Annotated in this window: 24 protein-coding genes; 10 read left to right on the top strand and 14 right to left on the bottom strand. The window is 56.7% G+C overall.

Translation table 11 applies throughout. The annotated features are described in order from the left end of the window. The first annotated feature begins 173 nt into the window (after positions 1-173). Genes GM154_RS16565 through GM154_RS16550 form a run of 4 tightly spaced genes read left to right on the top strand, consistent with a single transcriptional unit; the run spans position 174 to position 2,502 of the window. Positions 174-803, top strand: coding sequence for a helix-turn-helix transcriptional regulator (locus GM154_RS16565; protein WP_019366625.1), 630 nt, complete (start codon positions 174-176; stop codon positions 801-803). Between the two features lie 4 nt (positions 804-807). Then, positions 808-1,200 carry a curli production assembly/transport protein CsgE gene (gene csgE / locus GM154_RS16560; protein WP_019366624.1) on the top strand — a complete coding sequence of 131 codons (393 nt, stop codon included), beginning with the start codon at positions 808-810 and terminating at the stop codon, positions 1,198-1,200. Beyond that, positions 1,197-1,622: a curli assembly protein CsgF gene (locus tag GM154_RS16555; protein ID WP_125888757.1), complete on the top strand. Its 426-nt coding sequence runs from the start codon at positions 1,197-1,199 to the stop codon at positions 1,620-1,622. The genes csgE and GM154_RS16555 overlap by 4 nt, the downstream gene beginning before the upstream one ends. Positions 1,623-1,650: 28 nt before the next feature. Continuing rightward, entirely contained in the window at positions 1,651-2,502 is an 852-nt protein-coding gene (locus GM154_RS16550) for a CsgG/HfaB family protein (RefSeq protein WP_010797523.1), read from the top strand. A 41-nt stretch (positions 2,503-2,543) separates the two neighbouring features. On the opposite strand, the gene GM154_RS16545 is transcribed toward GM154_RS16550, so the two are convergent. From GM154_RS16545 to pobA, 4 genes are all read right to left on the bottom strand, one after another. After that, positions 2,544-3,617 (bottom strand): glycoside hydrolase family 5 protein, encoded by a 1,074-nt coding sequence (locus tag GM154_RS16545; RefSeq protein ID WP_219652824.1) that lies wholly within the window; start codon positions 3,615-3,617, stop codon positions 2,544-2,546. Positions 3,618-4,101: 484 nt separating this feature from the next. Next, positions 4,102-4,899, bottom strand: coding sequence for a hypothetical protein (locus GM154_RS16540; protein WP_219652823.1), 798 nt, complete (start codon positions 4,897-4,899; stop codon positions 4,102-4,104). A 66-nt stretch (positions 4,900-4,965) separates the two neighbouring features. Continuing rightward, on the bottom strand, positions 4,966-5,814 hold the full coding sequence (nadC, locus tag GM154_RS16535; RefSeq protein WP_219652822.1) for a carboxylating nicotinate-nucleotide diphosphorylase: 849 nt from the start codon (positions 5,812-5,814) through the stop codon (positions 4,966-4,968). A 98-nt stretch (positions 5,815-5,912) separates the two neighbouring features. After that, positions 5,913-7,097 carry a 4-hydroxybenzoate 3-monooxygenase gene (gene pobA / locus GM154_RS16530; protein WP_219652821.1) on the bottom strand — a complete coding sequence of 395 codons (1,185 nt, stop codon included), beginning with the start codon at positions 7,095-7,097 and terminating at the stop codon, positions 5,913-5,915. 169 nt (positions 7,098-7,266) lie between these two features. On the opposite strand from pobA, the gene GM154_RS16525 reads away from it, so the two are divergent. Together GM154_RS16525 and GM154_RS16520 are read left to right on the top strand one after the other, a co-directional pair. Next, on the top strand, positions 7,267-8,163 hold the full coding sequence (locus GM154_RS16525; protein WP_010797528.1) for a helix-turn-helix domain-containing protein: 897 nt from the start codon (positions 7,267-7,269) through the stop codon (positions 8,161-8,163). A 45-nt stretch (positions 8,164-8,208) separates the two neighbouring features. Further along, on the top strand, positions 8,209-9,066 hold the full coding sequence (locus GM154_RS16520; protein WP_010797529.1) for a LysR family transcriptional regulator: 858 nt from the start codon (positions 8,209-8,211) through the stop codon (positions 9,064-9,066). Between the two features lie 40 nt (positions 9,067-9,106). On the opposite strand, the gene GM154_RS16515 is transcribed toward GM154_RS16520, so the two are convergent. Together GM154_RS16515 and hmpA are read right to left on the bottom strand one after the other, a co-directional pair. Then, positions 9,107-10,285, bottom strand: a complete 1,179-nt coding sequence (locus GM154_RS16515; RefSeq protein WP_219652820.1) for an HPP family protein — start codon at positions 10,283-10,285, stop codon at positions 9,107-9,109. 143 nt (positions 10,286-10,428) lie between these two features. Then, the gene (gene hmpA / locus GM154_RS16510; protein WP_219652819.1) at positions 10,429-11,610 is read right to left on the bottom strand and encodes an NO-inducible flavohemoprotein; all 1,182 of its coding nucleotides are present in this window, start codon (positions 11,608-11,610) and stop codon (positions 10,429-10,431) included. A 142-nt stretch (positions 11,611-11,752) separates the two neighbouring features. Here hmpA and norR point away from each other — a divergent pair, with 142 nt between their 5' ends. Continuing rightward, positions 11,753-13,303, top strand: coding sequence for a nitric oxide reductase transcriptional regulator NorR (norR, locus tag GM154_RS16505; RefSeq protein WP_219652818.1), 1,551 nt, complete (start codon positions 11,753-11,755; stop codon positions 13,301-13,303). Between the two features lie 97 nt (positions 13,304-13,400). Then, a complete protein-coding gene (locus GM154_RS16500) occupies positions 13,401-13,796 on the top strand; it encodes a hypothetical protein (protein ID WP_219652817.1) in 396 nt (131 codons plus the stop codon). A gap of 46 nt (positions 13,797-13,842) precedes the next feature. Here the strand turns inward: GM154_RS16500 and GM154_RS16495 are convergent, their stop codons facing one another. The 7 genes from GM154_RS16495 to GM154_RS16465 form a co-directional block, all read right to left on the bottom strand. Continuing rightward, positions 13,843-14,958 (bottom strand): response regulator, encoded by a 1,116-nt coding sequence (locus GM154_RS16495; RefSeq protein ID WP_219652816.1) that lies wholly within the window; start codon positions 14,956-14,958, stop codon positions 13,843-13,845. Further along, positions 14,951-16,711 (bottom strand): ATP-binding protein, encoded by a 1,761-nt coding sequence (locus GM154_RS16490; protein ID WP_219652815.1) that lies wholly within the window; start codon positions 16,709-16,711, stop codon positions 14,951-14,953. Before GM154_RS16490 ends, GM154_RS16495 begins: the two co-directional genes overlap by 8 nt. Beyond that, complete coding sequence (locus GM154_RS16485; RefSeq protein ID WP_219652814.1) at positions 16,704-17,690, bottom strand: ATP-binding protein; 987 nt, start codon at positions 17,688-17,690, stop codon at positions 16,704-16,706. Before GM154_RS16485 ends, GM154_RS16490 begins: the two co-directional genes overlap by 8 nt. After that, a complete protein-coding gene (locus GM154_RS16480) occupies positions 17,681-18,079 on the bottom strand; it encodes an anti-sigma regulatory factor (protein WP_010797537.1) in 399 nt (132 codons plus the stop codon). Before GM154_RS16480 ends, GM154_RS16485 begins: the two co-directional genes overlap by 10 nt. Further along, a complete protein-coding gene (locus tag GM154_RS16475; protein ID WP_010797538.1) occupies positions 18,039-18,461 on the bottom strand; it encodes an STAS domain-containing protein in 423 nt (140 codons plus the stop codon). The genes GM154_RS16480 and GM154_RS16475 overlap by 41 nt, the downstream gene beginning before the upstream one ends. Positions 18,462-18,470: 9 nt before the next feature. Further along, on the bottom strand, positions 18,471-19,310 hold the full coding sequence (locus GM154_RS16470; RefSeq protein WP_010797539.1) for an STAS domain-containing protein: 840 nt from the start codon (positions 19,308-19,310) through the stop codon (positions 18,471-18,473). A gap of 277 nt (positions 19,311-19,587) precedes the next feature. Further along, positions 19,588-20,877, bottom strand: a complete 1,290-nt coding sequence (locus GM154_RS16465) for an MFS transporter (RefSeq protein ID WP_219652813.1) — start codon at positions 20,875-20,877, stop codon at positions 19,588-19,590. A gap of 613 nt (positions 20,878-21,490) precedes the next feature. Between GM154_RS16465 and GM154_RS16460 the strand changes: the two genes are divergently transcribed. Then, entirely contained in the window at positions 21,491-22,852 is a 1,362-nt protein-coding gene (locus GM154_RS16460) for an OprD family porin (protein ID WP_219652812.1), read from the top strand. 35 nt (positions 22,853-22,887) lie between these two features. On the opposite strand, the gene GM154_RS16455 is transcribed toward GM154_RS16460, so the two are convergent. Then, the gene (locus GM154_RS16455) at positions 22,888-23,610 is read right to left on the bottom strand and encodes an SOS response-associated peptidase family protein (protein WP_219652811.1); all 723 of its coding nucleotides are present in this window, start codon (positions 23,608-23,610) and stop codon (positions 22,888-22,890) included. 204 nt (positions 23,611-23,814) lie between these two features. On the opposite strand from GM154_RS16455, the gene GM154_RS16450 reads away from it, so the two are divergent. Further along, complete coding sequence (locus GM154_RS16450; protein WP_219652810.1) at positions 23,815-26,040, top strand: ATP-binding protein; 2,226 nt, start codon at positions 23,815-23,817, stop codon at positions 26,038-26,040. The last annotated feature ends 141 nt before the right edge of the window (positions 26,041-26,181 follow it).

The raw sequence follows: 26,181 nt of genomic DNA, 5'->3' as shown, positions 1-26,181 counted from the left end.
CGTCATCAGGGAGTGATGCCAAAAGAATCTCAATGTATCGCTGTGTTTAATTTCTCATTTGTTTGAGGCGAAATGGTTTCAGGGGCTTTTTTGTTTGTGATCGCAAGATCGTTGGATAGCCTACCGACATTAAGAATAACCGAGGCTTAAAGTTGAGTTCAGCAGACGCCATTATGGCAACAGGCCGCCCGCCGCTTACCGTCAAACTACTGACCAAGAATCAGTTGTTGGGACAGTTGTTCCAGCACTTTCTCAATCAGCAGACGGAATTCGAGTTATGCGTGGGTGACTTCAATGGATTGGAAAAGGCCAGGGCATCTCTGTGGCTGCTTGATGTCGGTAGTGTCGCATTCGAGCAGTGCTCGGCTGTGCTGGATCAGTTGATTGGTCAGGCACCGGTTGCGCTGGTCAATACCTCGGATGAGCAGGCGCAGCAGCTCATCGAAAAGCATCCCGAGATCAAGGGAATCTTCTACACCCATACCTCCCGAGAGCTTTTGCTCAATGGCATACAGGCCCTGCTGATGGGACGGGACTGGTTGCCACGTGATGTCATGGAGCGTCTGATCGAGCGCTATCGGCGGATGCAGACACTGGAAGAGGAGGCGGTGGACCTGACCGGGCGCGAGCGTGAGATCCTGAGCCTGGTTGGCAAGGGTTATTCAAACGCGGAAATTGCCCATCAGCTCTGCCTGAGTACACACACCATCAAGAGCCATATTCATAACCTGCTTCGCAAGATTGGCGCCTCCAATCGTGCAGAGGCCGCGCTGAAGTTCTACGAAAAGAGTAAAGGACATTAACGCAATGAAGCGCTGGGGCGTCGGACTGCTGGGGATGATGATGCTGATGTCGGCACAGGCTGCCGATGATGAGGAGAATATCCAGGGCTTTATCGTCGACAACACGATCTCCCGCTTCGGTCACGACTTTTATCGCTATTTCAGCGATCGGTTGGTCGATACCAGCCAACTGGATTTCAACTTGGTAGTACGCGAGAGGCCTTCTGCGCGTTGGGGAAGTTTGGTCTGGGTGGAGCATGACCAGCGAGTGGTTTACCGGCAGTTCATCCAACCCAATGTCGCGGAGCTCAAAGGCACAGCCTACGCAGCGGCGGACATGGTCAAGGACACAGTCGCTAAACAAAAACTGGAAAATCTTTTATATGACACCTTCGACATGGACAGAGACGAGCTATGAAGAATAAGAACGTACATTCAGCAACGATGCTAGGGCTGCTATTGCTAGGTTCCGTCTCGTCGCTCCAGGCCACTGAACTGGTCTATACCCCCAAGAACCCTGCTTTTGGCGGCAGCCCGTTGAACGGCTCGTATCTGCTTGGTAACGCGCAGGCCCAGAATGACTATGATGATCCGGATGCCAAGTCTTCCAGCAGCGGCATGTCGGCCATCCAACGCTTTACCAGTCAGTTGCAGTCGAGCCTGCTTTCGCAGGTATTGACCAACGCCCGCAACGGCAAGGCAGGCAGCGTCACTACCGATGATTTCATCGTCAATATTCTCAATGACGAAACAGGGCAGCTGGTCATCCATATTACGGATCGGGTGACAGGCGAGGTCTCTGAGATTGCCGTAAACGGATTGGCCGGAACGACTTACTAAGCAGCACGCTAAACCAGGAATAGCCATTATGAAACGACTCATGATGTCGTCAGCGTTGCTGTGCGCGATGCTGATGCAGGGATGTTCTGTGCGTGACCCCATGCCCGCCGAACAAAATGCCCAACCTACACTGACCCCACGGGCTTCTACCTATTACGATCTGCTGAATCTGCCGGCGCCGCGAGGCAAGCTTGTTGCGGCCGTCTATGGGTTCCGTGACCAGACCGGCCAGTACAAGCCCAGCCCGGCCAGTTCGTTCTCTACCGCCGTCACCCAGGGTGGCGCCAGCATGTTGGTCGATGCACTCCAGGCCAGCGGCTGGTTCGTGGTGCTGGAGCGTGAGGGTTTGCAGAACATTCTGACCGAGCGCAAGATCATCCGGGCGACCCAGAGCAAGCCCAACACGCCACAAAACATTCAGCAGCCGCTCCCTTCACTGCAGGCAGCCAACATCTTGCTGGAGGGTGGCATCGTTGCCTACGACACCAATATTCGCAGCGGCGGCGAAGGCGCTCGCTACCTGGGAATCGGTGCGTCCCAGGAATACCGGGTCGATCAGGTGACGGTCAATCTGCGCGCCATCGATGTACGTGGCGGACAGGTATTGGCGAACGTGATGACATCCAAGACCATCTTCTCGATTGGTCGCTCGGCGGATGTCTACAAGTTCGTCGAGTTCAAGAAGCTACTAGAGGCAGAGTCTGGCTATACCACCAACGAGCCGGCTCAGCTTTGTGTGCTGTCGGCTATCGAGGCGGCTGTCGCGCATCTGATTGCCCAGGGGATCGAGCGTAAATTGTGGGTCGCCTCCGATGTTCATGCGCTGGATGATAATGAAGTCCTGAGCAAGTACGTGACCTCGAAAACGATGCCCAAGTAAGCCAATGGGGCCTCAAGCAGGCCCCATTTCCATAGGTCCGATCAATTCGGGCCTATTTGTATGCACTGACTAGGTGTGCTCAGGTATTTCTTGAGCGTCGGCCATTGCGGGCGTTCCTGTCCATTCACGGGCTCAACCGCCAGGTTGTAGTTACCCCAGCCAGGACCTGCCGCCCAATAGGTAGCCGGAATACAGTTCTGTCTGAGATAGGCCAACATGTTGTCCATCAGTACCAGCCAGCGAGGATCATTGTCCGGGACGCCAAACTCGCCGATATAACCCTTCTTGCCATGCTTTTTCAGCCACTCTACGAAAGGCTTCACACGCGCCACACCATACATGGGGTCCAGTGTGCTGACGTCCACGGTCTCGTAGGTGCCACCGGAGTTGTTATCGAAATAGGTGTGCGCCGAGAAAATCAGATTGTCGGACGGGTCTTTCAGATTGAGCAGCGAATCGTTCCATTGCGCCCAGCGGGTTGCCTCCGCCCAACCATTGCCTTCGACAATGATGGGCTTGACCTTGTCCACCGTACGCACGCCATTGATGCCGTGCTGTGCTGCGGTCGGCCAGTAATCGAGCGCACCGTTGGGTTCATTCATGATGTCGTAGGCGTAGAGGGCAGGGTGCTTGGCCCAACGAAAGGCGATGCGGTACATCACGTCGTGGTAGGCCGCATACGGCACGTTCTTTGTACCGATCAGCTCACCGCGATAACGCGCATAGTTATGCAGGTCTAGAATGACGCGCACATTGTATTTCTGTGCATAGTTCATGGTCTGCTGGATCAGCCCTACATAGTCCGGGTCAAGCATGCTGTAGAGCTTGGGCTGTAGACGCTCCCAGATGATAGGAAAGCGGATCAGGCGAACGCCTCTCTCGCTCCAATCCTTGAAATGGGTTTCCGTAGGGAAAATGTAGTTGCGGTTGTTGAGGCCGGGTAGAACATGGGCCGCAAACCCTGCGCCCGACATGTTCAAGCCAACCAGACCGACGCTTAAATCATCCGCCTGGGCTGTAGTGGACAAGGTAGCTACAGAAGCAGAGAGCAGCAGCCCCTGTACTGCACCACGGAAGAGGCGTCTGAGTCGTGCGATGGATTCAAAGCGGTTCATGAAAGTTTCCCCAATATTGAATAAATCAATTACCAGCTGCTGTGTTGCGCTGGATAAGCCGTGACAGTCGTTTAAGCGCCGAGGTGATTTCTGTGGCGCATGCTGTCGTTGTGCTTGGCGTATCGACGGCTTAGCGTTTGGCTTGAGGAACGAAATGGCAGTGAAAAGGCCGTCATAGAGCGGCGATTGGTCGCAATAATGGCTATTTGGAATGATTGATTCAGGGCTGTCAAAAATATGGCGAAGGCACTTATAAAAATAATTGGCGCGGCTAAGTGACGATGAGTCAACGATTAACCGGAGCTATGAATGATGTTCGGGACAGATATTTTCGTGGACGAAAAACGCACAGGAAGCGCGAGGCGGACCAGCGAAGAGGGTTTGAAGCGTTTACGGCTAAAGTTCTAAAGTGTGAGCTTGATCAATTTATCAGTGGCCTCTGCCGCTGCTGCAGAAGCCACCGATTCCAAGGGCATTCCAGACGTTAATGCACGGATTGGGCGCCCACCTTGCTGAGCACTGCAAGGGTCTGCTTGAGCGCGGCGAAGGCAGTGTTAGTATTCTCATCCGTACTCAACAGGCCGTCGAACAGGCTGGCAATCAGCACATTATCCCGCTGCGTAAAGGTTTCGATAATGGCCGTTGCGTTCACCTTGGCAGCCGTACCGGTTGCCTGGATATGCTCGACCAGCAGCGAGGCAAGCAGGGCAACATAGCGGGCTGCCAGAGGGTAGGCCTTGAGAAACACACTGTAGGGCGCGTCAAGCAGGCTTGGAGAGAACCCTTTGGCGAGACCACGTTGAGCCGTAGCGGCTGCTAGGTGAATGGCTGCCTCACGGTCCTGAGTAACGGCAGGATTATCCTGCAGCGCCTTGCTCATATGGGTAATAAGTGTGTTGAGAAATACCTTGCGGTTGGCCAGGTATTCGTCTTCGATATCCAGCAGGTTCTTGTGGATGTATGCCAATTGCCGGGCTTCTTCTTCGCCTTCGGCGGCAATCGTCGCGTTAAAGGCTCGCGTCAACGGTGCGGCGAGGATGCTGGGTTTGCGTCCTTCTAGCTCGGCCTGAAGAATTGGCCCGCTGGAATCTGAAAAGAAGATGCGATCCTTGTACTGCTTGAACAATCCGTTGCGGGCCGTTACCCATTGCTTGGGTTGAAAGAGCTGTACGGCCGTGCTGTCGGAAATGATGACACGGTTCTTGGGACGCGCGGACAGGTAGGCTTCCAGCTGTGGGCTGGTGAAGGCGCTGCTATCGATGACAAGGTAGCGATGGCTCACAAAGGTTCCTTGATAAAGCCTGCGGGCCAGCGAACCGGCCTGCAGTGAACAACAGGAGGCATATGATCAAAGCGCCAGGCGCATGGAAAGATCCAGTGCCTTGACGTCTTTGGTCAGCGTGCCTATTGAAATATAGTCGACACCGGTTTCGGCGATTGGGCGAATGGTCGTGTCATTGATGCCGCCCGACGCCTCCAGCTTGGTGCGGCCCGCATTGATTCTTACGGCCTCGCGCATATCCTCAAGCGAGAAATTGTCGAGCATGACGATTTCAGCGCCTGTGGCCAGGACCTGCTCCAACTCAGCGAGGTTCTCGACCTCTACTTCAACCGGCTTGCCGGGGGCGATACGACGCGCCGTCTCGACCGCCTGGGCAATACCGCCGCAGGCCGCAATATGGTTTTCCTTGATAAGAAAGGCATCGTACAGACCAGTGCGGTGATTATGACAGCCACCACAGGTAACGGCATACTTTTGTGCCAGCCGCAGGCCGGGTAGGGTCTTGCGCGTATCCAGCAGGCGGACCTGAGTACCGCTGACCAAGTCTGCGTAGTAACTGCAGCGAGTCGCTGTGCCTGACAGCAGTTGCAGGAAGTTGAGCGCTGTCCGCTCGCCCGTCAGTAGGGAGCGGGCGGGGCCTGACAGAGTAAAAAGAATCTTGTCGGCCATGACCCGTTCCCCGTCCCGAACCTGCCATTCAACCTTTACGGTGGAATCGATCTGGCGGAACACCTCATCGACCCAGGCGGTGCCGCAGAGGGTGGCGTCTTCGCGGGTAATGACAGTAGCCCTGGCGGTGCAGTCGGCAGGGATGAGCTGGGCGGTGATGTCGCCGGTTCCTACATCTTCAGCCAGCGCAGTGCGGACGTTGGCCTGAATTTCCTGAGGTAATTGTTCTAGGTAGGTGCTGGGCATGGACAGTCCTGGCGTGCAGCGTAAAACGCAGCCGAGTGGATGCGCTTTACGGGCGTGGGTCAAGACGGCCAGATTACCAGAGCTTGGCTGCCGTCGCCTTATTCGATGGGTTCATAAGGCAGACCGACATAGTTTTCGGCAATGGTTTTTCTACCGGCCTCAGAACCCAGGAAATAATCCAGCTCGGTCTGCTGGATGCGGCGGCCAAAGTCATCGGTATCAGGAAAGCGATGGAGCAGGGAAGTCATCCACCAGGAAAAACGCTCGGCTTTCCAGACGCGGCGCAAACAGACCTCCGAATAGCGTTGTAGGAGATCCGTACGGGCGTCGTGATAGACCTTGGTCAAAATCCGGTACAGGGTGCAGACATCGCTGGCCGCCAGATTCAGCCCCTTGGCCCCTGTGGGTGGAACGATATGCGCCGCATCGCCGACAAGGAAGAGATGACCATACTGCATGGGCTCGACCACAAAGCTGCGCAGAGGCGCGATGCTTTTCTCGATAGAGGGGCCGGTAACAAGTCTGGCAGCGGTTTCGGCCGGCAGGCGTCGTTTGAGTTCATCCCAAAAGCGTTCGTCGGACCAGTCCTCGACCTTCTCGTCAGCGGAAACCTGCACGTAATAGCGGGTACGCGTCTTGGAGCGCATGCTGCATAGGGCAAAGCCGCGCTCATGGTTGGCATAGATCAGCTCTTCGTTCACCGGTGGGGTGTCGGCCAGGACGCCCAGCCAGCCGAAGGGATACACCCGTTCGAACGTCTTGAGCGCGTCTGCCGGAATCGACTGTCGCGAGATGCCATGATAGCCATCGCACCCGGCGATATGGTCACAGTCCAGGCGTACGGTTTCGCCATTCTTTTCAAAGGTCACATAGGGCTTTTCGCCTTTCAGCTCGTGAAGCTGTACGTTGCTGGCTTCGTAGACACTAAGCGCACCACTGGCCTTACGTGCCTCCATCAGATCTCGGGTGACTTCGGTCTGGCCGTAGATCATGACCGTCTTGCCATCGGAAAGCGTCTTGAGGTCGATACGCTCTTGGCGACCTTCGAACGCCAGCTCGAATCCATCGTGGACCAAGCCTTCCCGATCCATACGCTCGCTGACGCCAGCCTCGCGCAAGAGGTCGACCATGCCTTGTTCGAGGACGCCGGCACGAATGCGGCCCAGCACGTAATCAGGACTCTGACGTTCGAGGATAACGGTGTCGATGCCAGCGTTGTGCAGCAGCTGACCCAGGAGAAGGCCGGATGGACCGGCGCCGATGATGGCGACTTGTGTCTTCATTGTTATGGTCTCTCGCTTATTGTGTCGTCACGTCCGGCGAAGGGGTGGCCAGCGTGCGTTCTTATCTGCGTCGCCTGTATTTTTGGTTGATCATTGCCGGTCGAGAAGGCACTTTACGTAGGAAGTTCTGGACTTTTATAAACACCCTTGCATAAGAATGAGGTCCACCATGAAACCGCCCGTGCCGAATATTCCGGTGTTCATGCTCTATGGCGACCCATTGGAATGGCCTACACCGGACCTGCTGCACTGCGAGTCCATTCCCAAGCGCAGCAGCCTGCACGATTGGGAGATTCAGTTGCACCGGCATGCCGATCTGGTGCAACTGCTCTATGTGCGAAAGGGATGGGCCGAGCTTAATGTGGATGGGCAGCAGACCCGGATCGATGATGCCGCCATCCAGGTGGTGCCTGCCTTTTGCATCCACGGATTTCGGTTCTCGGAGGACATCGACGGTTTTATTCTTACCCTGGCGATGCCCCTGGTTTCCCGGCTGCAGGAGCATCTGGGCGGGCAGACCCAGACCTTCAGCCAGCCTGCGCTTTATCAGGTCGGACGAGAGCGGCGTTACATCCACACGCTGTTTGCCGCGATCAATAATGAGTACAGCTCCTCGGCGCCGGCGCGGGACCTGCTCCTGCAATCGCTGGTTGGGGTGTTGGCGGTATGGTTGGGGCGGCAGGTGATGGTGCGCGACGCCCAGGAGCGGCCCGAGCGGGGTCAGTCCTACCTGACTGCGTTTTCCCAGCTGGTAGAGGCGAATTACAGCAATCACTGGCCTATCGAGGCGTATGCCAAGGCGTTGGGTATCACACCAGCCTATCTCAATGGGCTTTGCAGGCGGCTGCGCGGACAGACCTCACTGGGCGTCATCCATCAACGGCTGTTGCTTGAGGCCAAGCGAAACCTGATCTACACGGGCCTTACGGTCAACCAGATTGCGGATCTGCTGGGCTTTTCCGAACCGGCGTATTTCACTCGGTTCTTCAAGCGGCTGGCCGGAGTGTCGCCTTCGGTGTTCCGCCAGGAGTCCTCCTCGCGCGAAGCAGAACTGCATACAGCCTGAGTTCATGGCTACACTGACGGCTCGCTTATCGATAATCGGATACCCATGGATCTTGAACTGGCCCGTACCTTTCTTGAAATTGCCCGGACTGGAAGCTTTCTGGCTGCGGCGGAACGGCTGCATGTGACGCAAACCGCGGTCACGGCGCGGGTACAGAATCTGGAAGCGCAGCTTCAGTGCCGGCTGTTTGTGCGTAACCGGGCGGGTGCCAGGCTGACGGCAGATGGTCAGGTGTTTGCCGGATATGCCAGTCAGCTGGTACAGACATGGGACGCTGCGCGGCGTGACCTGCCGCTGCCGGAGGGGTTTCGCAATCTGCTCACGGTAGGCGGGGAGGTCAGCCTGAGCAATCCATTGATCCTCAATTGGGTAAAGCGTTTGCGGGAGGCATTGCCCGGCTACGCGGTACGGGCTGAGATTGCCGACAGCAGTCGTCTGCAACAGCAGGTAGAGCAAGGCGTGCTGGATGCGGCACTGGTCTATCAGCCGGAATACTGGCCAGGAATGCAGGTCGAGCAGGTGCTGGAGGAAAAGTTGATTCAGGTCTGCTCAGTAGCTCAACCTGAGCCCTACATCTACATTGATTGGGGCGAGGCCTTTCGCAAGCAGCACGACGCAGCCATGCCCGAAAAGGCGAAAGCGGCGCTTTCTTTCAGTCTGGGGCCTCTGGCCTTGCAGTACCTTGTACAGAATGGAGGTGCAGGATATTTCAGGACGCGCGTCGTCCAGAGCTATCTGGATAACGGCATTCTGCAGCGGGTAGAACGAGCACCGGAGTTTACTTATCCCACGTATCTGGTGTACTCGCGGGACAAGGAAACGCCCGTGCTTCAGGATGCGATCCAGTTGCTGCGAGACGTGATCGGTGAAGACGCAGACTGGTCCCAGCGTTGGGAGGGGTAAGGCCGGGAGGACACATGGCCTTAACCATGCGCCCTCTGAATCAGGCGGCGCTTTCCTCGGAGGCGCGCTGATTGGCCGCCTCACGGTGCGTCAGTACGTTCTTCAACCAGCGTTGGTAGAGCGCAGCGATCAGGTCGGTCTGGCTGATGATGCCGACCAGGTTGCCCGGCTCATCCAGGACAGGCAGGTAATGCAGGCCCTTGTCTGAAAGCAGTGACACCAGCTCCACGATATGGGTGGTATCCCGCACACATTGCACATGGCGTGTCATAAAGCGCTCAAGCGGGATATCGCCTGGATTACCCTGCGCGTTCGGCGAGCCCGGCTCGATGGCCTTGAACAGGTCGGCTAGGGTCACGATGCCCACCAGATGCTTTGCCTCATCAAGAATCGGCAGCGCTTTCAAGTGATGAGATTCCAGCAGATTCCAGGCATCCTGTAGCCGCGTGTCAGGATGGGCGATCTGTAGGTCCCGCGACATGATCTGAGCGGCGGTGATGGCGCCCATGCTACGACTCAAGGCGTGGCGCTCGGTCTGACGGACCAGGGACTCAAGGTCGTCTCGAGTGATGTCGACAACGCCACCAAACTCCTTCATGGCAAGCTCAAGATCTGCCGTCGTAAATCCCGCACGCTGCGAAGGGAGCGGGTCCCGGGTGTTATGCGGATTGGCGGCTGGCGCCGGAGCTTTCGGGTAAGGCAAGCGAGTCAGGTTGTTGTAGATCAGGGCGCCTGCCAGAACGATTAGCGAACAGAGCGCCACCGGCAGCATGATGTACAGACCGAGTTGTTGAAAAGCCGGCCCGCCCAAGCTGACTGCCACGACCACTGCGATGCCCGGTGGATGGAGGCAACGCAGGCTGAACATGGTCACGATGGTCAGCGCCATCGCCACCGCGGCGGCCAGCAGGGTATGGTCGATCCACTGGCCAACCAGTGCACCAATTCCAGCAGCCACTACGTTGCCGCCGATAATCGACCAGGGTTGCGCCAGAGGACTGGACGAGACAGCAAACAGCAGCAGGGCTGATGCACCGATAGGGGCTGCAATTCGCAGCGCAATCTCGAGTCCGTAGAAGTGAGTACACGCCAGAACGCTGGCTACCATACCCAGGCAGGCGCCAAGCGTGGCACGGACCAGTTCACGGGGCGGGGCTTTGACGGCAACAGGTTTGAAACGCTTGAACCAGGGCAGCAAGGAACGCAGTGTTTTTTTCACGATTATTAGAGGCTTTTATAGGCACGCAGGTAATAGCCTCTTTATCCTAGCGAGCCCATTGGGATCGATCTAATAAATAATAATGAGTCTTTCGTTCAATAAAAGTGAGTTAAAAGGCGGGCCGTTAAGACCCGCCTCCTGAGTCAGGCCTCTAAGGAGGCTGCTGGTCCAAAGAATTCATAATGACTTTGCGCTTCAGGTACACCCAGCGCTTTCAGCTCACGCTTGATCAGGGCCATGAAGGGCTTTGGACCCAGGAAGTAGGCATCCAGGTCACGATTCTCGGGTAGCCACTGCTCCAGTAGTGTATGTGTTAAAAGTCCGTTTGCATCGCCCCGATCCTCGGGGCGCGGATGGCTGTAGCAGAAGTAGCAGCGTAGCTGAGGATGCTTTGCCTTCTGCGCTTCGAGCCACGGGCGAAAGGCTTGGACGCCTGCGTCGCCGGCGCAGTGGATAAAGGTAATAGGACGACGGGTTTCGAGTGCCGCTTCCAGCATGGTGAGTGCCGGAGTGATGCCGACACCAGCGGTAATGAAGACCAGAGGCTTGTCAGATGGCCTGAGCGTAAACTCGCCTGCCGGTGGGAAAAGCTCAAGACGATCCCCTTCGTTTACCTGATCGTGCAGGTAATTGGAAACACGGCCATCGGCCTCGCGCTTAACGCTGATGCGGTATTCGCGACCGTTGGCGCGTGCCGATAACGAGTAATTACGGCGTACCTCTTCACCCTCCAGATTCAGGCGCATGCCAATGTATTGGCCCGGTTGAAAGTCCAGCAGGGCACCGCCGTCCTCGGGTACCAGGTAAAAGGACGTGATCTCGTCACTCTCTGCCACCTTGCGGGCAACACGAAACCAGCGACCGCCACGCCAGCCGCCGGGGGCTGCCTCATGAGTGGCGTACAGATCTTCCTCGGCGCCAATCAGGATATCGGCCAGCTGACCGTAGGCTGCGGCCCAGGCATCGATCACTTCGTCAGTAGCGATTTCCTGGCCCAATACCTCGCGAATAGCCCGCAGCAGGCAGGTCCCTACGATGGGATAATGTTCCGGCAGAATCTGCAAGGCGACATGCTTGTTGACGATCTGAGCCACCAGCGGGCCGAGTGCCTCCAGCTGGTCGATATGACGGGCATACATGAGTACGCCATTGGCTAGGGCACGAGGCTGGGCGCCACTGGCCTGATGCGCCTGGTTGAACAAGGGGCGGACCTGCGGGTACTCGTTGAGCATCATCTTGTAGAAGTGAGTCGTCAGTATCTCACCTCCGGTTTCCAGCAGCGGAACGGTGGACTTGATGATTGTGCGTTGTTGAGCGGTTAACATGGTTCAGCTCCTGCGTTGGCTTTACCTGAGTAATACACGAGGCGTGCCAATAGCGAGGGCTTTTAAAATCAATAGGTTATCTAGATTCGAGTCATTTTGACTGCTTAATGCGTTTGTCAAAATGACTCTATGAGAGGTCATAATGACCACGGCTCCGTTGTTGTCTGCACTGATTCCCCTGGTCGCCGACCTGTCCCGAGAGCTGCCGGAGCAAGAGCGCTATCGCAAATTATTGCTGGCACTTCGGGAGTTGCTGCCCTGCGATGCCGTTGCCTTGCTCAGGCTGGATGGCGATCAACTGATACCACTAGCCGTACAGGGGCTCAGCCCTGATACGTTGGGGCGGCGCTTTCGCATCAGTGAGCACCCGCGGCTCAAGGTGCTGATCGAACACCGAGGGCCGACCCGCTTTGCAGCAGACTGCGACTTGCCCGATCCCTATGACGGTCTGGTTGAGGGCCATGAGGCCCTTGAAGTCCATGACTGCCTGGGCTGCCCGTTGTATGTGCAGGATCAGGTCTGGGGCTTGCTGACACTCGATGCCTTGGACGAAGCGCGCTTCGGCACTGTGGATCTGGACATGCTGCAAGCCTTTGCCAGTCTGGCTTCGGCTACCGTAACAGCAGCCGAGCGGATCAATGCTTTGACGCGACGCGTGGCCGATGAAAGCCAGTTGGCCGAACTCTACAAGCAGGCAGCAGGGCAGGTGCGAACCCGTGAGCTGATCGGGCAGAGTGCTGCACACAAGCAGCTCCTGCAGCAGATCGCTCTCGTAGGGGATAGCGACCTGACCGTATTGGTGACGGGAGAGACCGGTGTTGGCAAGGAGCTGGTAGCCGAAGCCATTCACGCGCAGTCTGCCCGTGCACGCCGGCCCTTGATCAGCATCAATTGTGCGGCGCTGCCGGAAACCCTGGTCGAAAGCGAGTTGTTCGGGCATGTGCGTGGCGCCTTTTCCGGAGCGATCAGCGAGCGCAGCGGCAAGTTCGATCTGGCCAATGGCGGGACGCTGTTTCTGGATGAAGTGGGTGAAATGCCTTTGGCGGCTCAAGCCAAATTGCTCCGGGTTCTACAGAGTGGTCAGCTACAGCGGGTAGGCTCGGATCGTGAGCATCATGTCGATGTTCGGGTCATTGCGGCCACCAACCGCGATCTGGCCGAAGAGGTAAAAGCCGGCTGTTTCAGGGCGGATCTCTATCACCGTTTGAGTGTGTACCCCCTGAAGGTGCCCGCCTTGCGCGAGCGTGGACGTGATGTACTGCTCCTGGCCGGCTACTTTCTTGAGGAGAACAGGGCGCGATTAGGATTGCGTAGCCTGCGCCTGAGTCCTGAGGCGCAGAAGTCATTATTGACCTATGACTGGCCTGGGAATGTGCGCGAGCTGGAGCACCTGATCAGTCGCGCCGCACTCAAGGCGCTGTCGAGCTACGGCGAGCGGCCACGTATCCTGAGTATCGACAGCCGCTCGCTGGATCTGCCCGCTGCAGCACCCATTGCAGACATAACGCCCGCTGTTGAAAGGCCCGACCTGCCTGTTAGTCTTCCCTTGCGCGAAGCGGTAGATACTTATCAGAAGCAATTGATTGAAGCATCGCTCGAGCGGCATCACCATCGGTGGGCGGATGTAGCCCGTGAACTGGCCGTTGACCGTGCCAACCTGAGCCGCCTGGCCAAGCGATTGGGGATCAAGTGATGTAGCTAACCTGATCCAGATCAGGTTTTGGGTTCAAGCGCCGTTGCACCATGGGTATCCGGAGAGGTCCAATAGTGCATCGAGCAGGAGAAAGGATATGACGCAGCGACTCGAATATCTCAGCCGCGAGCAGATAAAAGCTATCGCGGCATTGGCAACCTGTACCCAACTTACCCATGACGGGTTTGGTACCGGGCTAGGGGGAGGCTTGGGATTGGGAGGCGAATCCGCCACAGGCTCACTGATCGGTGAAACACTGGCCGAACAGCGCTTGCGGGAGGCGATATCCGGTCTTACCCACGAACAACTGGTTGAGCTGCTGGCGCTGGTTTATGCCGGTCAGGACTGGAGTGCCGCGCGGGCGCTGGAAGAATATGCGGCGTCCAGGCAGTCGCTACAGGACCTGTGCTCGGAGTTTCTTATCGACAAATGCATTGAGCACAGTCCCTATTTGCATGAGCATCTTGAGCGAGCTTTGGACGTGATCGCCTGATGCTACGGAGCCCACCGGCAGGGCTCCTTGAGAGGCAGAGCGGCAATCAGGTGGGGGGTACCGTAGAGGGAAGGTGGACTTCCACCACGACGTGGTCGTCAATATTTTTGAATTCGGCATGGCCGCCAAAGCTTTCACACAGCGCTTTAACGATGGGAAGGCCCAACCCCCAGCCGCGATCATCGCTGCGGGTGGAAATGAAATAAGGCGTTGCCAGGTTGACCAATACCTCGTCAGGCATCCGGCCCTGGTTGCGAACGCACAAGACAATACGCTCGGCAGACATCATCTGGCTGACGTCGATCCGCGTATCAGGCGTGCCATGCTTGGCGGCATTGATGACCAGATTGTCGATGATGCGCAGCAAGGCGTGCTTGTCCCAATAGACGTGCTGTTCAGGTGACTCAAGGGTGAGCGTGATCTCGTTCTGTACCTGAATCCGCAGGTTACTGATCGCCTCGCCAAGCAGCGTACTAAGGCTCAGCTTTTCACCGTGCAGTTTGACCCCACCGCCCAGGCTGGTGTGGGAGATATCCAGCACGTTAGTGATCATCTGATTCATACGCTGCAGGTTTTCCTCGAGCAGCTTCAGCATGTCATCGGTGCGTCGGGCAGGCGTGCGACGCATGAGGCTGGCTACCATGGTCGCGGCAGTCAGCGGGGAGCGAAGGTCATGGTTCAGCGAACGCATGAAGCGCTCCAGCATGATCTTTTCGGCCTCCAGGTTTTCACTGCGGGCAATGGCGACGTTGCGCTGGTTTTCGATGCTCGCCAGACGAGTGCTTGATTTGAGCAGGGACGAAATGGTAGCCAGGACTTCGTCCCGGTTGATCGGGTGGGTCAGATAGGCCTGGGCGCCCTGGTTGAGCCCCATGGCCTTGTCCTTGCCGCTGACGAACGTGGCCGAGATGTTGATGATGGCCGGCATCTTGTCCTGGTCCAGCTTCTTTTCAATAGCCTGAATCAGTTCGAAGCCGCTCATGTCTGGTAGGTTGATATCAATGATCACCAGGCTGGTCTGCTCGTTGATCAGCTCGAGGCCAGCACTGCCGCTTCCGGCCTCGAGAATATCGAAGTCAGGCTGGGACAGCAGAATCTTCCGCAGCACATAACGGTTCGCATCCGTATCATCAATGATGACGATGCGCTTACGGTCACTCATTTCTCAAGCTCCTGGACAAACTCTGTACCTGACAGAGCAACTGCTCAAGATACCCAGGTTGGGATTTTTGCAGAATGGCATGGCAATAGGGTCTGAGACGGGCCAGCTCTTCATTGTTCAGAGCCTTGGCTGTGTTGACCAGGACGCGACGGTGCATGGACCAGTCCATGCTCTCCAACAGCTCTTCACCGCTGATATCCGGCAGATCGAGGTCAAGGAAGATGATATCCGGTCGCACGGCATTGAGCTTGTCCATGCTGGCCTTAGCGCTGTCAGCCTCAATCATGATCGGGGCGTAGCTTTCCAGGGCGCGGGTAACGATATAGCGATCGGCTTCGCTGTCGTCAATCAGCAGGATCGTCATGCCGGCGAGGGCGTTCTGCTCGAGCGTGGAGGCGTTTTCCTCCAGCGCTATCGGGATGCGCAGGTAAAACTTGCTGCCCACGCCCTCCTGGCTGGTCAGATCAATTTCGCCTTTGAGCAGGGTGGCCACCTTCTGCGCCAGGGACAAGCCCAGTCCTGTTCCTTCGATGTTCTTGCGACCCGGTGATTTGATGCGGTAGAACTCGTCGAATACCTTTTTCTGGTTTTCTTCGGAAATGCCGATTCCGGTGTCGGCCACCATGAATTCGATCTGCTGGTCGTCCGGGCGAAAACAGCGAATCGTCACGCTACCCTTGGGCGTGTACTTGAAGGCATTGGAAATCAGGTTGCGCAGGATCTGGAACAGACGCTCCCGGTCCGTATTCAGAATGACGTCTTCCGGCAGGCGGTCGAGCCGGTAGCTGACATTCTCGTAGCGGAACGAAAGCGCGGCGGCAAAGGCTTCGATTCGCTCCAGAAGTTCATTCAGGCTGAACGGTTCAGCCATGACTTTCATTCGACCGGACTGCACTTCAGCCAGATCCAGCAGCTCATTGACCAGGGTTGAGAGTTCGGCAGCAGCATCACTGATGAATTTGACCTGACGGTACTGTTCTCCATTCAGTGGTCCGTCCTGACCGGAGATCAGGAGCTTCGAGATGTTCTCGATAATATTGATCGGCGTCCGGAACTCATGGGTCATGTTGGAGAAAAAACGACTCTTGGCTTCGCTGGCATCCTGCAGCTCCTGAGCGGTCTTTTCCAGCTCGGAGTACAGGGCCACAACCCCCTTGTTGGTTTCCTCCAGCTCCTTGTTGGTGTCCTCCAGTTCCTGCTGCTTGGCGCGCAGTTCCGAGGTGGTCACCAGCAGGTCTTCGCTCTGGAGCTGCATTTCCTTGTAAGGGTCCAGCGCACTCTTGTCGGTGAGCTGATGCAGCAGCCGACTCAGCTCCGCCTCGCTGGGAAAGGGCTTGGGTACGGACAGGTATTTGGCGGCGCGGATGCGGGTACCGCTCGAAGAGGTGTCAATCTGGAAATCATCCATCAGGCGCTGGGCGCCCCGCAAGCCCACACCCATGCCGGTCTGGGACACGTAGCTGCCATTAAGGATATCGTCCAGATTCTGGATGCCTGCACCATTGTCCTGCGCTTCAAAGCGCAGGCCGTTCAGGCGTCCTTCGGCAGTGGTCATCATGTAAAAGCTGAATCGACCCTGCCTGGCGTATTGGTAGATATTGCGTGCCAACTCAGAAACCGTGGTGGCAACGCGAATCTGGTCGAGCCTGGGTAGCCCAATCCAATCGGCAAGCTGCTTGGCACGTTGGCGACACCAGACGATGTCCTGTTCGCTTTCGATGCGCAGGCTAGAAATCAGGCGATCATTAGACATGACGTACTACCAGCGCCGTGGCGTCATCCGTTGAACGCTTGAAATCACGATGAATCAGGGCGGCGATAATGGCGGGATGCTTGCCTAGCAGGCCGGTATACCCTGCAAGGTTGACCCGGGAATTGATACCATCCGAATTCATGACCAGCACGGTAGAGTCATCCCAGGGATAGGAAAAGGATTGTACGCGGCCTATCTTGTAGCCAACAGTACCGTTGGCCGAGACCATGCTTCGCGGCCGATCTGCCATCAGGGTGCCGGCAATGTTGCCAACACCACAGAAATTGACGGTGCCTTGTTCCGGTAGAATTTCAGCAAAGGCCAGGGCTGCACCACGTGTACTTGTCAGGGCACGGTGCATGCGCTCCATCAGCTCGGTCAGGGGAAGGCCGGTGGGGTGGTTGAGAAATATATCCCGAGCCTTAGCACTGGCTTCTCTGGCCTGTATGCCATGCCCAAGCCCGTCACACACCATAATCCGGTTGTTCAGCACAGCCCAGCTGTCGCCACACACTTCCTCCCGCGGATGCGGGGTGCACAACACACCGTCTTCAAACTGCTTGCCTAGAGGCGAGGGCGCCAATTGCGTTCGGGAAAATACAATAGTGCCCTTGCCCGGCTGCGAGTAGATGTCGAAGCGATCAGACATACGCCGGATCGCCCCCAGTCCGGCTCCCATCGTACCCTTGGTGGAATAGTTGTCGCTCAGGCACTGCGCCACGTTGACCATGCCTGGACCGCTATCGACTGCGATCAGGTCCAGCTCATGGTTATTATGGCTCAGGTACAACTCGCCTTCGCCGGCATGGTTGACCAGATTGCGTGCCAGCTCCTGGACAACAAGGGTCAGCTTGCCCAGTACTTCTTCGTCATCGGTCAGTTCGCGGGCATGACGGATGACCGCCCGGCGCGCAGCATCCACGTGAGCAACATCGGAAACCGAGAATGTCTGGCTGCAATACAATGGGGTCAACGCCACTTCCACAACTCCACACGTGTACCCTGGCCGGGTGCACTTTCGATTGCGAATTCATCCACCAGCCGCTTGGCACCGCTCAGGCCCAGGCCCAGACCATTGCCTGAGGTATAGCCGTCCACCATGGCCTTGCTGATGTCATCGATTCCCTTACCCTGGTCGGTGATGACCAGGTGAACGGCGCTGCGGCCGTTACGCATCGTATCCTCGATCACGCATTCGCCGCCGCCGCCGTAAATCAGAGCATTACGGGCAATCTCGCTTGCGGCCGTAACGATCTTGGTCTGTGAGACAAGCCCCAGCTTGGCTGTCTCGGCAGATTGGCGTACACGCTGCCGGATGAGGACAATGTCAGTCTCCTGCTTCAGCGGAAGTATGTCTTTCTTCGCCACGCTCTAGCTCCAGGAGTTCATCATCCGCGACCATCTGTTCCAGACGGGCCATCCCTTTTTCTACATTCAATGCCGTGGCAATGCCGTCGAGTGACAGGCCTAATTCGACGAGCGTGATTGCGACGGCAGGTTGCATGCCCACGACGATGACCTTGGCGTCAAGGATGCGAGAGACATTGGCAATGTGGGACAGCATGCGGCCAATGAACGAGTCGACGATCTCCAGGGAAGAGATATCGATCAGCACGCCCTTGGCTCGGTGCTTGACGATTTGATTGGTCAAATCTTCCTGCAGGTCCAGGGCCAGTTGGTCGTGCATGTCGACCTGGATGGACAAGAGCAGGTATTTGCCCATTTTGAGAATAGGGATCTTGTCTACCATGGCGGCTCCTTAGCGTGCCGTAGCAGAAACGAGACGAACGTTGAGCTCTTTCAGAGCCATCTGGAATGCATCGGCCAGCGAGGCTTTGGTCACGACGTCACCGAGCTCTACGCCCAGATGGACGATGGTGGCGGCGATTTGCGGACGAATACCACTGATGATGCACTTGGCGCCCATCAGCTTGGCGGCGGTCACTGTCTTGAGCAAATGCTGGGCGACCATGGTGTCCACAGTAGGCACGCCGGTAATATCGATAATGGCAAGGTCGGACTCGGTCTGGACGATCTTTTCTAGCAGGGCTTCCATCACGATCTGGGTACGGTTGCTGTCGAGCGAGCCGATTAGGGGAATGGCCAGGATGCCTTTCCAGAGTTCAACGACAGGGGTCGACAGCTCCAGCATGCTTTCCTGCTGCTCGCGAATAATCGCCTCCCGGCTTTCCATGTGGCTTTCAACACAGTACAGGCCGAGCTTGTCCAGTAATTTGCTGGCAATCCATACCACTTCTACGGGATTGGCGCACTGCGCTTGAATCCGTGCAAAAAGAGGCTCTTTCAGCGAGAAGACAAAAGTTGCCGTTTCAGACGGTGAGAATCCCTGCCGGCTCTGGCTGCGAGACAGACGATCCAGCATGGCTTTGACCGGGGTCCATTGGTCATGATGAAGATCATCCAGGCCTTCGGCAGCCGCAACGGTCAATAGCTTGAGCATTTCTCTGGAGTTGCTCTTGACCGTTTCTTCATCAATCAGATCGGTACGAATACCTGCTGAGCGTTGCGCAGTGATCCATTCCTCTAACAACTCGCGTTCATGCTGTTGTAAAAGCTCGGCAATAACAGATGCAGGCATTGCTTATCCTCGTAAGAAGAGCGAGGTCGCCAGACGCGTACCTCATGGACATCAGATTCAACCTGAGTGTCCATCATGCAGTATTTTGCGGGCTGGCATGATGGAATCGTGGCGTCGGGTCATTGATGCTGAATAATCAGCCTTTTAATGTGGCCTTCGACCCGCGATTCAAGGGATGGTGCACACACTGAATCAAAGAATTTCAGTGGCAGACAAGCGCAGGGTAGCGCGTGCAGGGCATGAAGCGGTATGGCGTTTCATGCCCTGCCAGGGAGGGTTACTGCGAGCTCAGTGCCTGCTGACCCGCGCTCTGCAGATCCTTGCGGCGAAACAGAACGAGCGTAGCCGTCAGGCCAAGTACGGCCGCCAACGTCAGCCAGATGCCCGGTGCGGCACGGTTATCCAGCGTATGGATCAGCCAGGTACAGATGACCGGGGTGAAGCCGCCAAAGGTCGCCGTGGCCAGACTGTAGGCCAACGAAAAGCCTGTAGTCCGTACGTCAGCCGGCATGACCTCAGCCAGGGCCACGACCATCGCGCCGTTATAGCTGCCATACAGGAAGGACAGCCATAGCTCGACCAGCAGCAAACGGGTGAACGAGGGTTCGTTCGTTAACCAGATCAGCGCAGGGTAGGCGGTAAAGATAGCCAGAACCGTTGCTGCGATCAGCAAGGGGCGACGTCCGATCCGGTCCGATAGCGAACCCATCACAGGTAACCAGATGAAGTTCGAAACTCCTACGCACATGGTGACCAGCAAACTGTCGATGTCGCTCAGGTGCAGTTCGGTCTTGCCAAAGGTCGGGGTATAGGCGGTGATCAGGTAGAAGGATGCTGTGGTCATCGAGACCATGGCCATCCCGGCGATGATCAGACCGAAGTTGCTGCCAATGGAGCGGATTACTTCGCCCAGAGTCGGACGGTGGTGGCGCGCCTGGAACTCGGGCGACTCCTCCAGCGAACGGCGAATGATGAACAGCACGGGTACGATCAGGCAGCCAATCAGGAAGGGAATACGCCAGCCCCAGTCACCCATGTCTTCTGGAGACAGCAAACGATTGAGCATGACGCCCAGCAGGCCGGCAAAGACCACTGCTACCTGTTGGCTGGCTGACTGCCAGCTGACAAAGAAGCCGCGGCGGCCGGGCGTTGCAATCTCGGCCAGATAAACGGATACACCACCCAGTTCGACACCCGCCGAGAAACCCTGCAAAAGACGGCCCAGCAAGACGAGGATGGGCGCAAGCACGCCCAGCGTGGCATAGCCGGGCACCAGTGCAATCAGCAAGGTTCCGGTGGCCATCAGGGCCAATGTGATGACTAATCCCTTGCGACGGCCATGACGGTCGATATAAGCCCCTAGAAAGATGGCGCCTAGAGGACGCATCAAAAAGCCCGCTCCGAAGGTTGCCAGGGACAGCATGAGCGAGGCGAGGGGGTTGTCGCCGGGGAAGAAGGTTTTGGCAATGGCGGTGGCATAGAAGCCATACACCATGAAATCGTACATTTCCAGGAAGTTGCCGCTGACAACCCGGAAGATGGCTTTGCCTTTGGAGTTGTTCGCCATGGGTACACACTCGATGTTGGAATAATCGGCCCTGACGTATCTGGTTACAAATATCAGGCTCTTTTGAGTCACGCGTTTGTAACCATATGTGTAATTGCTACCTTACGGCAAGGCTTGTCAGCATGCGCATTTCCAGTTATGGGTGTCTGGCATCACTATTTTGGAAAAGCAAGAGGGGCAGGCTCTGACTCGAGACGCCAGACAGACGTGGGTCCGCCTTTCAGCAAGCCTTGGCGCTTACAAAATCGCTTGGCCGACAGCTGGTTTGTGCTCCATCAGTTTCGCTTTTGCAAAATGTGACCGTTTGGGCGTAGTGAGGAGGATTTAACCCGTTCATTCAGCGGGTTCGGCTTTAACTGTCCCGTTTATCTCTGCTAAGACAGCACATCTCGGTCGGTACCGGTGTGCCTATAAGGTTAGTTTGCTAAGCAATTTAATGGCACACTGAGCGGGCAGCGCGTCGTCTGCACCGGGCTTTTGGCTGAATTGCCGAGCCGTGGAAAGCGATGCGTACCATAAAGACAAACGACAAATGAATTGAATCTCGACTGCCAATGAGATCTTGCACCTCTCGATTTTTACGGTGCACCATTTTTAAGGAGAGCCACCCCTGATGAAGACCTTCAGACTGAGCACGCTAACCCTCTCGTTAATGGCTTGCAGCAGTACAATGGCCTTCGCCGGTCAAGCGGATTCCAATGGATTTATTGAAGACAGCCATCTTCAGCTCCTGAATCGCAGCATGTACTTCAATCGCCAGGTCAAAGGCGATGGCCACCACGAAAACGCGCATAACCAGCGTGATCCTCGCGATTGGTCCTATGGTCTTCTCGCCAATTATGAATCGGGGTTCACCCAGGGAACGGTAGGCTTCGGAGTAGATGCCTTCGGGTATCTTGCGCTTAAACTCGACGGCGGTAATGGCCATGCTGGCAGCGGCAATGTCCAGGTCAACTCGAGCGGCGAAACGCAGGATGAATATTCAAAGGCTGGCGGCGCGGTAAAGCTACGAATCTCCAACACCATTCTGAAGTATGGCGAAATGCAGCCGACGGCTCCGGTGTTCGCGGCAGGTGGCAGCCGACTATTGCCGCAGACTGCACGTGGTCTGAACATCATTAGCAAGGAAATCGATGGTCTGACTCTGGACCTGGGGCATTTCACGGCGGGTACCGAGCCCACCTCTACCAGCACCGATGGCGGCTTATGGGCTACTTATGCTGGCGTGGAGACAAGCAAGGTTGATTATCTGGGAGGCGCCTATCAGGTCAATGACAACCTCAGTGTCTCCTTGTATGGCTCGGAATTCCAGGACCTGTGGCGTCAATACTACGGTAACGTCAATTATGCGCTGCCCCTGCAGGATGATCAGTCGCTAACCTTCGACTTCAACATCTACCGTACCAATGATGAAGGGCGTGCCGAGGCGGGCTCCATCAGTAACACGGCCTGGTCTCTGGCAGCGGCCTATAACCTCGGCGCACATACCTTTACGCTGGCGCACCAGCGCATTCACGGCGATACGCCCTTTGATTATGTAGGCTTCGGCAACAATGGCGCAGGCGGCGGCGGTGACTCGATCTTCCTGGCTAACTCGATCCAGTGGTCTGACTTCAACGCACCGAATGAAAAGTCCTGGCAGGCGCGTTACGACCTGGACATGACGTCCTATGGCGTGCCAGGTCTGAGCTTCATGGCCCGCTACATCTATGGCTATGACATTGACGGTACTCATGCGGACGCTGGCGGTGCCTACGTATCCCGAGACGAGGCGGGTGCGGTAACAGGTTATGCCTACGATCATAATGACAAAGAGCGTGAAACCAACCTGGAGGCCAAGTATGTCGTTCAGGAGGGGCCGGCAAAGGATCTGTCCCTGCGCGTTCGTCAGGCATGGCACCGTGGCGCTGCCTCGACGGGCGGGTCGGTCAATGAGTTCCGCTTGATCGCGGATTACCCACTCGACATCTTCTGAATACGAAAGCCCGGCGCTGTCGGGCTTTTATGGGCTCATACCAACGGTTTGGGTTCTCGCTCAAGCAGGGCAGGGCTGTCGTTACGAACACTGCCGACAGCCTTGTTCACCGGATACCATTCGAACTGATCGACAGAAATCGCGCCGTCCTGGGCGATTTCCTCGGCGCGCTCGGGTGAGAGGTCTGGCTCTATCCATTCCCGGGCCGCTTCGGGCGTCAATACCAGCGGACGTCGATCATGAATATCGATCATGCCTTCATCGGCAGCCGCCGTGATGATGACGAAACCATCATCTTCATGTTCGTGTTGGTCGATACGATGAAACTGTCCAATAGCGGCAAAGAACATCGGCTCGTCTGACTTCAGCTTGATGAAGTAAGGCTGCTTGCGTTTGGGGTCATCGGCATCCTTTTTCCATTCATACCAGCCGTCAGCTGCTACCAGTGATTTTCCATGCTTCCACAGGCTGCGAAACATTTTACTGGTGGCCGCTGTTTCTACACGGGCATTGATGACAGGAGGCCGCTTGGGCTTGTGTGACTCTGGATCACGTGCCCAAAAGGGTGCGTATCCCCACGGCACTGGATCGAAGCGGATGCCTTCGGTCTCTTCGTGCAGCAATTGCACCCGGGTGCCAGGTGCCACGTTGTAACGGCCAATGGGCATGGGGTCGAGTCCGCCTGCAAATTTGACCGATGTCTTGAGCGCCTCGATATAGTCTATGGCGGTCCGGTATTGCGCAAATCGTCCACACATGGAAGGGGTGCCTGGCTGTTAGTACTGTCCAGTCGACAACACCGCCTGGCATAAGAGTTCATTTTTTAAGAAAGGCGCAGCAGGGCGGCGGGCGGTGCGTCTTGATACAGGGGGCGCTAGAAGGCCCTTGGCTAGTAATAGTCAAAGTCCCTAAAGGGGCCTAGAATTTCAAGCATATTCACCTTTGAATAAGGTCGCAGCAGTATGTCGATCCGCGCCAAGCTTATTACGCTGGTAATAGCCATCTTGGCTCCGACACTGTTGGCTTCTACATTCGCCATCTACTACGTCTACCAGGATCAGCGAAGCAAGGTGGAAGAGAGCATGCGGGCCACAACCCGGGCGCTTTCGCTGGCCGTTGACCGTGATCTGCTCAGGCGTGATGCGATCATCTCGACTCTGGCCATTTCGCCTTCCCTTGAGCGCAACGACCTTGTGGCCTTCTACAAGCATGCGCGACGGATTACCCAGACCTGGGAAAACTCGATCATCCTGTTTGACCTGGACGGCCAACAGCTGATCAATACCCGTAGACCTTTTGGTGCAGACCTTCCCCATAGCATTAACGCTGAAATCAATGCCACCGACTTCAACAAGCCATTACTGGTGAGCGGACTGTATGTCGCGCCTGTGGGGAAAGAGTACAGCTTTGCGGTCCGGCGGCCTGTTTTTCGTGATGGGCAGGTCACCTACTTTATTGCAATGGGCTCGTTTGCCTCGCAGATGGATACGGTGCTTAAAGAGCAGCAGCTGCCCCAGACTTGGCTGGGCGTCATCATGGATTCCAAGGCGCAAGTCGTAACCAGAAGTAGCCGTCCGCAGGACTTTGTAGGAAGGCAGGCTTCAGGCCCCTTGATGGATCGGCTGATGGTCGATAGCGAAGGGTTTCTCGATTCGGTCTCGCTGGAAGGCATGCCCATGCGCTCTTTCTTCAGCAAGGCACCCTTGTCGGGGTGGTCAGTGGTTATTGGCCTCCCACGCGCGGAAATTCAGCGTACGGCTATTCATGCCTCGATTGCCGTCATCGTAGGATCACTGGTTTTGTTGGGGTGCGCCATTCTTCTAGCCTTCTGGATGGGGCGCAGAATCGCGCAGCCGCTTCGTCTGCTGGATCAAACGGCCCAGGCGCTGGGCCGAGGCGAGGCGATCAAGCCCATTGCAACAGGCATGGTTGAAACGGACCGCACTGCCAACGTACTGGCAAAGGCCAGTGAGGAAATACAGAGCGCCAACGCCAAGATGAACCAGCGGGTGGATGAGGCGGTTGCTCAGGCCGAGCGCTCGCAGAAGGCGTTGCTGCAAGGGCAGAAACTGGAATCTCTGGGCCGCCTCACCGGCGGTATTGCTCACGACTTCAATAACCTGCTGCAAACGCTAACCATGGGGTTGGCGCTGGCTGAGAAGTCAGCCACGACACCCCGCGCCCAAAAAGCGATCGAAGCCTGCAGCCGGTCTGTCGAGCGGGGCACCAAGTTGACTCGCCAGCTCATGGCGTTCAGTCGCAGCCGGGTTGATGAGGCTCGTACAGTGGACCTGCGTACGGTCCTGATGGGTATGGGCGATCTGCTGGATGGCGCCTTGCCCAGCCGTATAAGGCTCACGCTGGAAATACCGGACCAGTCCTGGTCGGTATTCCTCGATCCGCTTCAATGCGAACTGGCCGTCTTGAACATGGTATTCAACTCCCGCGATGCCATGCCTGATGGCGGCGAAATCACCGTCTCGCTGGTGCGTAAGGTAATCCAGACCGGTGAAGTAGAGGGATTGGCAGGGGGAGAATACGTGGCGTTGTGCGTGAAGGATAATGGCCATGGCATGAGTGAAGATGTGCAGGCCAGGGCCATGGAGCCGTTCTTCACGACCAAGGAGGTGGGGCAAGGCACCGGGCTTGGGCTTGCCCAAGTCTATGGGTTTGCCAGGCAAGCGCGGGGGACAGTGCTGATCGAAAGCGCTGTAGGCGTAGGCACGACCCTTACAATCATGCTGCCCCTGGGGGAGGCCGTATTGATCGAGCACCAGGAGGCCGCTTCCGACAGCGCGTTGCCTGCTGCGTCTGCCCGGGTGTTGCTGGTGGATGATGACGAGCAGGTGAGGGAGGTGGTCGGACCGATGCTGGAGGAATTAGGGTTTGAAGTAACCACAGCCGCCAATGCCGACGAGGCCTTGCAGCGGTACGAGACGATGCTGTCCGGCTCGCCCAGCGTACGACCTAACATCATCTTTTCCGACATCATTATGCCTGGCCGTCTGGACGGCGTCGGACTGGCGTTGGCGCTACGCGAGCGCGACCCAGGTTTGCCGATTGTATTGGCCACCGGTTATACCGAGCACGCGGTAAAGGATTATGGCTTCAAGGTCCTTTCCAAACCCTACGATTTGAAGACCCTGGCGCAAACCCTGAGAGATGAACTCGACCGCTCTGCCGCCTGAATAGGCATTAAGCATTACCCGTCCAGGACAGCTGTTGGGTATCGCTGGGCTGCACCCAACCTGCTGAGCGGAGTAACGGAGAGGGCAATTAGGATGGGTTGAGCAACACGATACCCAACTGGAGCGCAAGAACCGAATCAG

The organism is Pseudomonas sp. MAG002Y, assembly GCF_019400845.1.
Classification (GTDB): Bacteria; Pseudomonadota; Gammaproteobacteria; order Pseudomonadales; family Pseudomonadaceae; genus Chryseomonas; species Chryseomonas luteola.
This window is presented reverse-complemented; position numbering and strand designations above follow the sequence as displayed.

Excerpts from the sequence above, each read along its gene's own strand:
- GM154_RS16565 (WP_019366625.1), top strand. The coding sequence starts at position 174 with ATGGCAACAGGCCGCCCGCCGCTTACCGTCAAACTACTGACCAAGAAT.
- csgE (WP_019366624.1), top strand. The coding sequence starts at position 808 with ATGAAGCGCTGGGGCGTCGGACTGCTGGGGATGATGATGCTGATGTCG.
- GM154_RS16555 (WP_125888757.1), top strand. The coding sequence starts at position 1,197 with ATGAAGAATAAGAACGTACATTCAGCAACGATGCTAGGGCTGCTATTG.
- GM154_RS16550 (WP_010797523.1), top strand. The coding sequence starts at position 1,651 with ATGAAACGACTCATGATGTCGTCAGCGTTGCTGTGCGCGATGCTGATG.
- GM154_RS16545 (WP_219652824.1), bottom strand. The coding sequence starts at position 3,617 with ATGAACCGCTTTGAATCCATCGCACGACTCAGACGCCTCTTCCGTGGT.
- nadC (WP_219652822.1), bottom strand. The coding sequence starts at position 5,814 with ATGCCCAGCACCTACCTAGAACAATTACCTCAGGAAATTCAGGCCAAC.
- pobA (WP_219652821.1), bottom strand. The coding sequence starts at position 7,097 with ATGAAGACACAAGTCGCCATCATCGGCGCCGGTCCATCCGGCCTTCTC.
- GM154_RS16525 (WP_010797528.1), top strand. The coding sequence starts at position 7,267 with ATGAAACCGCCCGTGCCGAATATTCCGGTGTTCATGCTCTATGGCGAC.
- GM154_RS16520 (WP_010797529.1), top strand. The coding sequence starts at position 8,209 with ATGGATCTTGAACTGGCCCGTACCTTTCTTGAAATTGCCCGGACTGGA.
- hmpA (WP_219652819.1), bottom strand. The coding sequence starts at position 11,610 with ATGTTAACCGCTCAACAACGCACAATCATCAAGTCCACCGTTCCGCTG.
- norR (WP_219652818.1), top strand. The coding sequence starts at position 11,753 with ATGACCACGGCTCCGTTGTTGTCTGCACTGATTCCCCTGGTCGCCGAC.
- GM154_RS16500 (WP_219652817.1), top strand. The coding sequence starts at position 13,401 with ATGACGCAGCGACTCGAATATCTCAGCCGCGAGCAGATAAAAGCTATC.
- GM154_RS16495 (WP_219652816.1), bottom strand. The coding sequence starts at position 14,958 with ATGAGTGACCGTAAGCGCATCGTCATCATTGATGATACGGATGCGAAC.
- GM154_RS16490 (WP_219652815.1), bottom strand. The coding sequence starts at position 16,711 with ATGTCTAATGATCGCCTGATTTCTAGCCTGCGCATCGAAAGCGAACAG.
- GM154_RS16475 (WP_010797538.1), bottom strand. The coding sequence starts at position 18,461 with ATGGTAGACAAGATCCCTATTCTCAAAATGGGCAAATACCTGCTCTTG.
- GM154_RS16470 (WP_010797539.1), bottom strand. The coding sequence starts at position 19,310 with ATGCCTGCATCTGTTATTGCCGAGCTTTTACAACAGCATGAACGCGAG.
- GM154_RS16465 (WP_219652813.1), bottom strand. The coding sequence starts at position 20,877 with ATGGCGAACAACTCCAAAGGCAAAGCCATCTTCCGGGTTGTCAGCGGC.
- GM154_RS16460 (WP_219652812.1), top strand. The coding sequence starts at position 21,491 with ATGAAGACCTTCAGACTGAGCACGCTAACCCTCTCGTTAATGGCTTGC.
- GM154_RS16455 (WP_219652811.1), bottom strand. The coding sequence starts at position 23,610 with ATGTGTGGACGATTTGCGCAATACCGGACCGCCATAGACTATATCGAG.
- GM154_RS16450 (WP_219652810.1), top strand. The coding sequence starts at position 23,815 with ATGTCGATCCGCGCCAAGCTTATTACGCTGGTAATAGCCATCTTGGCT.